Raw genomic sequence first — 4,558 nt, forward strand, 5'->3', positions numbered from 1 at the left:
GCGACATCGATGATCCATTCTGACGACCATCACCCAACAACAGCGGGCCGTAACCGCCCCCTGTTGTTGGTGCATTTACTCAACCTTGCGCCGCCATCTAGTGGCGCTTTTACACCGCCGCTAACAGAGCGCAAGGTGGGCACCCGCAAGCAGCGCGAGCTGACCCGGGCGCAGTTGAATGAAGCGATTCTGGGAACTGCCGGAATGCGGGTTGGCTCGGTGCTCAAAAGCCCCCTAACATAGATATTTCTGAACCTCAAAACCGGACATTTCTAAAAAGTCGCAACCCGGACATTTCAATCTGGCCTCGACAAGTGGTATATACGGAGCTGTTGCGCTTTTCTAGCGCCCAGCAGCGGTTTGCCAACGCGACAGCATGGGGTCTCTATCTATCTCAACAGGTCATGTCGAACGCGGTAATCGTCCTTCTCTGGCTTCGACATCGAGACCCAACCGTTCGCCCGTCCTATCGACTCCCAAAGGGCCGCTTGTGCGGCGTTGCTGACGACCGGCGCGTCAGCCAGCTTGGCCGTCGGTAATCAATCGAACCAGCAGCAGCGCATCGATCAGGTCGCTCACTGCCACGTCATCACCGCCCGAGCCGACTCTTGCTGGCAGCGGTCTTATGTTCTCGTATGGCGCACATGCGAAGAACGTAAAGTGCACTTCGTTGCGAGCGTCGTCCCACCAATCAAATCCAAGATATTCGGTACCGCAATCTACGGCGCTATTGCGGTAGTCGATCTGGCAGTTAAGGTCCATGCTTCATGTCCGGCGCAGCGCGCCGTAATCCCGTTCGCCCTCATCCTGCGGAAATACATCCATGACAACACAAAACTGCCTCGCCCCCTCCTCGACGCGGCCGGTCTCGCCCACTTGCCCATTCCGTTGACCGCCGTCAGTTCGCTTCAACCGAAACTCGCAACCAGTTGATTATCTGGACGCTAGTTCGGGCACATAGGTTCACGTTCGGCTAGTGTCGTGAGTTGGAAGTTCGTTGTATTAATGTCCTGTACTGTCAGCGATGACGAAGTGCTGCTTAAAGAGCCGCTCGGACTCACGTAATCCTTCTTCGGTGAAGATGACAGACTTCGTTTTATTAACCGGGTCGCCAATGAGGCCTCGTTCGTAGAGCCGATTCAGCACATCCCAGTCGAAGCCCTTCCATGCCCGGTTGTGATCGTGCAGGGTCAGGTAAAGAAGTGCGAGGGCGACTTCGTCGATCGCGTCGGTATTGATGTTCATCGCGCGCGTCCTTCGACCTTCTGGACCCGCACGCAAAACCGTTCAAGGCTGGTCAGGATCTCATCGGCCGACTTGCTCCAGGCGAAGGGATGGGGATTTGCGTTGTAGCCTTCAAGGTAATGGCGGATGGCGTCTTCGAGTTGGCGTGTCGAACGATGCGTGCCGCGTCGAAGGTACTTCTCTGTGAGCGTGGCGAACCATCGTTCAACCTGATTGAGCCACGACGCCGAGGTCGGCGTGAAATGAACATGGAAGCGAGGATGGCGAGCGAACCACGCCTTGATCGAGGGCGTCTTATGCGTGCCGTAATTATCCATCACCAGATGCACATCCAGCGACTGCGGAACGTTGGCTTCGATCGTGCGCAGGAACTGCAGAAATTCGCTGGTGCGATGGCGTCGGTGCAACTCCCCGATCACTTCACCGGTGGCGATGTCCAATGCCGCGAACAGCGTGGTCGTGCCGTGACGCATGTAATCATGGGTGCGCCGCTCGGGAATGCCCGGTGCCAACGGCAGGATGGGCTGCGTGCGGTCCAGCGCCTGGATCTGGCTCTTCTCGTCCACGCACAACACCATGGCCTTGAGCGGCGGATCGAGGTAAAGCCCGACGATATCGCGAACCTCGTCGACAAACAGCGGATCGCTGGAAAGTTTGAAGGTCTCCTGCCGGTGCGGCTGCAACCCGAAAGCTCGCCAGATCCGGGTCACTGCCGTTTGCGAGAGGTTCATCTCGCGCGCCATCGTACGCGTGCTCCAGTGCGTGGCCACCGCAGGGACAGACTCGAGCGTCTTCGCGATCACTGCGTCGACGCGCGAATCATCGATCGTTCGGGGCGCGCCTGGGCGCGGCGCGTCGAGCAATCCATCCAGACGGTCTGCAACGAAGCGCGCGCGCCACTTGCAAACAGTCTGCTGACTTACACGCTGTGCCTTTGCGACCATCCGGTTGTCCATGCCATCGGCACAGGCCAGCACGATGCGCGCTCGCAAAGCCAACGCCTGCGCTGTCTTGCGTCGCATCGTCAACGCCTTAAGCTGTTCGTGCTCCGATTCGCTCAGCACAAGCTCCGCCTTAGGTCTTCCGCTCATCGCCACGTCCTCATACCAGTGCTACACAAGACACTTTAGTACGCAGCGAACATATTTCAATGAATTTTTAACTCACGACACTAGTACAGATCGGGCGTCCGGCGCCGGGAATGTTCAAAATCCGGCGCGGCTACTTCTCGTCACCACGGGTATCGAACCATCGATCGAGCAGCTTGGCGGCCGCTTCGCGTCCGCCAAACCCGAACGACAGCGCCACAGCTACTGCGATCGCGCCCAGCACCAAAGCAAACGCAAGTTGCACGATTTCGTTGGCAATACCCATTGCGCGTAGTCCCATGGCGAACACAAGTCCGAGGATTGCAAATTGCGCGACGCGGGCGAGCAGCGCGCAGTACTCTCGATTGGCCTGCTCAATCACACGCCGTGCAAGACCCGACAGCCAGAACCCGATGATCAAGATCACGATGCCCATGAGAATGTGGCCGCCGAACTCAATAAAGAGCGTGACCATGTCGCGGACCTGGGCAAAGCCTAGGCAATTGGCAGCTTCCACCGCGGCGAACAACATCCCGAAGAAAAACACGAGTCGTGAGGCCAGTACCGACGGCTGCAACGGGCCGCACAGAACCGTGTCGAGACCGAGGACCGCCGGCAACCCGTCCACACCTGCCGTCACTAGTAGCTTCTGTACAAGTGCTGCGACGAAGCGTGCCACATAGAACGTCACCAGCAGAATGACCACGGCTGCGACGATATCCGGCACGGCGCTCAGAAACTGATCGAGCATGCGCGTGGCGGGTCCCGATATTGCTTCGATCTTCAGTGCGTCAAGTGCAGAGATCAGTGTCGGCACGAGCACGAAGATATAAACCACGGTTCCGAAGAGAATTGATAGCCGCACGGGGGGCGGGTTGTCGGCGACGTCCTGAATGAGCTTGTCCGCACCGACTGCTGCCAGCAGATTGATGACAAGCCCGCGCAGTATCCTCGCAAGAATCCAGCCGACAGTCCCGATCGCAGCGGCCGCGAAGAGATTCGGCATAATCGCAAGCAGCTTGTCGAGCATGCCCTGTACAGGCGTGAGCAGGCCGTTCAGATCGAATGCCGCGAGCACAGCCGGAATGAACAACAGGATGACGAGCGAGAAGACTACGTTACACACATACGCGTTCGTCGGACCCATGCCGGTGAGCTCGGATAATTTGCTGTCAAGCTTGCTCGCGCGCAGCCCCCTGTCAGTCGCCGCGCGCAATAGCGACGCGATTAGCCATGCGATCAGCGCAAGCACAGTGCCGCCGATCAGGTTCGGCAGATAGTTCAAAATCTTGGTGACAAGAAGCGAAAACGGATTAGAGACCGCGTACAGATTCAGGACATTGAAGACCCCGGCGGCGGTAATCAGCAGAACAAGCCAGAACAGACCGCCGGCAATGGCATTCTCGACCTGGGTGGCTTGCTTCGTGCTGTCTGCAATGCGCTGATTGACCTTGAGCGCAGAGAGCAGCTTGCGGGCCCCGGCGCGAGTGAGCAGTGCAACCATCCATCCAGCGACCAGAATGCCGAGTGCACTCGCGATATTGGGTAAAAAGCCGCCTAGAGTGTTTTCGAGCGTGCCAAAGAAACTGGTCAAATCCATTTTTTCTCTACCGAAAGTTTTGTGATGTAGCTAAGGATCAGAATTGTCCCTTGCACTAGCGCGCTAGGAAGGTCGATAAATCGGCTTGCGTCGACTTTCAAGTTGCCAATGCCGGCTATGCAGGGCGATCGCATGAGGCTTCGAAAATTGGTTCATGATTGACCGGAGCTTGTCGGCCAACGCGCCGTTTCGCGAGGCCAGGTTGGAGTGAATCGCCCGCGGCATGAGGACGGGCACGTATCGGATGCCACAACAGGCAACGGCGAAAATGCCCCGCCCTGCCGGGGGGCAAGGGCGGGAAATGAGCGTGCACTGCTCGGGCGGCCGTCCCCATTTGGGGAACCTAGCCACCTTCGAGATTACGGGCCTCAGGCGACGCAAACAATGGGACGAGTCCGATTTTTGACGCCCGGCAAAACTAGCGGAATGCATTTGGAGGCCTGGCCGGGATTCGTGAATATCTGAAGCTTCAGGTATTTGCGAATCCCGGCCAAGCCTCAGATTGGCGCCGCGTTCAGCCGCACGCAGCATGAGCGTGTGACTGGCCGGCGCTGCGCAGGCGAGATGGTCGAGGCCGGGATGGTGACGGGCTTCGCGTTTGCGTGCAACGAGGGCGTCGATGTGC

At 58.2% G+C, this 4,558-nt stretch carries 5 protein-coding genes; 1 reads left to right on the plus strand and 4 read right to left on the minus strand.

All coding sequences use genetic code 11. The features are described from left to right. Positions 1-243, plus strand: a 243-nt coding sequence (locus F6X39_RS36435; protein WP_222945419.1) for a hypothetical protein, incomplete at its 5' end; no start/stop codon positions are given. Between the two features lie 273 nt (positions 244-516). Here F6X39_RS36435 and F6X39_RS35645 read toward each other — a convergent pair. The 4 genes from F6X39_RS35645 to F6X39_RS35660 form a co-directional block, all read right to left on the minus strand. Beyond that, positions 517-762, minus strand: a complete 246-nt coding sequence (locus F6X39_RS35645) for a hypothetical protein (protein WP_187620084.1) — start codon at positions 760-762, stop codon at positions 517-519. A gap of 240 nt (positions 763-1,002) precedes the next feature. Then, entirely contained in the window at positions 1,003-1,245 is a 243-nt protein-coding gene (locus F6X39_RS35650) for a DUF6429 family protein (protein ID WP_187620085.1), read from the minus strand. Further along, positions 1,242-2,336, minus strand: coding sequence for an IS630 family transposase (locus F6X39_RS35655; RefSeq protein WP_187620086.1), 1,095 nt, complete (start codon positions 2,334-2,336; stop codon positions 1,242-1,244). Before F6X39_RS35655 ends, F6X39_RS35650 begins: the two co-directional genes overlap by 4 nt. 130 nt (positions 2,337-2,466) lie before the next feature. Continuing rightward, positions 2,467-3,933 carry a mechanosensitive ion channel gene (locus tag F6X39_RS35660; protein WP_187620087.1) on the minus strand — a complete coding sequence of 489 codons (1,467 nt, stop codon included), beginning with the start codon at positions 3,931-3,933 and terminating at the stop codon, positions 2,467-2,469. Between the last annotated feature and the right edge of the window lie 625 nt (positions 3,934-4,558).

It is taken from the genome of Paraburkholderia sp. UCT2, from assembly GCF_014397665.1.
Lineage (GTDB): Bacteria > Pseudomonadota > Gammaproteobacteria > Burkholderiales > Burkholderiaceae > Paraburkholderia > Paraburkholderia tuberum.